Raw genomic sequence first — 1,540 nt, forward strand, 5'->3', positions numbered from 1 at the left:
CTACTGGGGCGGCTCGGGCATCTTCGGCTCGGCCAACACCAGCCACGGCTGCGTCGGGCTGCAGGACGTACGCGGAGGCTGGGACGGCAAGACCCCGGCCGCCTGGTTCTTCGACAACTCGCTGATCGGCGACGTGGTCGTGGTGAAGAACTCGAACGACAAGGTGATCCAGCCGGACAACGGCCTCAACGGCTGGAACATGGCCTGGTCGGAGTGGACGAAGTAGCTCCCCCGCACGACGGGCCCGGTGCTGTGACCAACGGCACCGGGCCCGTCGCCGTTAGCGGCGGTTAACCTGCCTCCCATGACCGTAACCCTCGAAGTACGCGACAACGTCGGCACGATCAGGCTGGACCGTCCGCCGATGAACGCCCTGGACGTCGCCGTCCAGGACCGGCTGCGGGAGCTCGCCGAGGAGGCCGCCCGGCGCGACGACGTGCGGGCCGTGATCCTCTACGGCGGGGAGAAGGTGTTCGCCGCGGGCGCGGACATCAAGGAGATGCAGGCGATGGACCACACGGCGATGGTCAAGCGCTCCAAGGGCCTCCAGGACGCCTTCACCGCCGTCGCGCGCATCCCCAAGCCCGTGGTGGCGGCCGTCACCGGATACGCGCTGGGCGGCGGATGCGAACTGGCGCTCTGCGCCGACTTCCGGATCGCCGCCGACACCGCCAAGCTCGGGCAGCCCGAGATCCTCCTGGGGCTGATCCCCGGTGCCGGCGGGACCCAGCGCCTCGCCCGCCTCGTCGGCCCCTCCAAGGCCAAGGACCTCATCTTCACGGGCCGTCAGGTGAAGGCGGAGGAGGCCCTTTCGATCGGCCTGGTGGACCGGGTGGTGCCCGCCGCCGAGGTGTACGAGCAGGCGCACGCCTGGGCCGCGCGGCTGGCGAAGGGGCCGGCGCTGGCCCTGCGGGCCGCCAAGGAGTCCGTGGACGCCGGACTGGAGACGGACATCGACACCGGCCTCACGATCGAGCGCACCTGGTTCGCGGGCCTGTTCGCCACCGAGGACCGGGAGCGCGGGATGCGCAGCTTCGTGGAGGAGGGGCCCGGCAAGGCCACGTTCCTCTGAGGGGGCGTCGACCACCCGTGCGTGGGAGGGCCCGGTGACGCGTGTTCATCCGTGCGGGCGGACCGGCGGGACCTTAAGAGAACCTTAAGGTCCCGCGCCCGTATGGCTCCTGCAATTACCCGGGCCGTGCGCGTCGCCCCAGTTGGAAGCGGGTCCGGATGGTCTTTGCTGCCTCTGGCATATGCCGGAGAACATGACCGGAATGACTGGTTCCGGGGGAGGGATTCCCCGGGAACGGCCACGGGGCGCTTGCGCGGCGTCCATGATGGTGGGCATGGCGGGCCTGGAGGGTGTGGAGCAGCCGCGACCGCGCAGCAGTGCGACGGCGGCACGCTGGAGTACAGCCATGGATGGCGAACAGCCGTTCCAAGAGCTGGAGTTGTTCGGAAATCCGACCGAGGCCGAGGTGCGGTTGCCCTCGCGCCCCGAGTCCGCGGCCACCGCTCGCCGGATCACCTCCTATGTGAC

The 1,540-nt window shown here is 70.1% G+C and carries 1 protein-coding gene and 2 pseudogenes; all 3 read left to right on the forward strand.

From position 1 onward, the window contains the following. Positions 1 to 226 (forward strand): annotated as a pseudogene (locus tag IH13_RS0123605) (L,D-transpeptidase); the annotation flags it as partial. Positions 227 to 304: 78 nt separating this feature from the next. Further along, on the forward strand, positions 305 to 1,072 hold the full coding sequence (locus IH13_RS0123610) for an enoyl-CoA hydratase/isomerase family protein (RefSeq protein ID WP_031087574.1): 768 nt from the start codon (positions 305 to 307) through the stop codon (positions 1,070 to 1,072). A gap of 262 nt (positions 1,073 to 1,334) precedes the next feature. After that, positions 1,335 to 1,540, forward strand: a pseudogene (locus tag IH13_RS44855) (ATP-binding protein); the annotation flags it as partial.

This window comes from Streptomyces sp. NRRL WC-3549, from assembly GCF_000721935.1.
GTDB lineage: Bacteria > Actinomycetota > Actinomycetes > Streptomycetales > Streptomycetaceae > Streptomyces.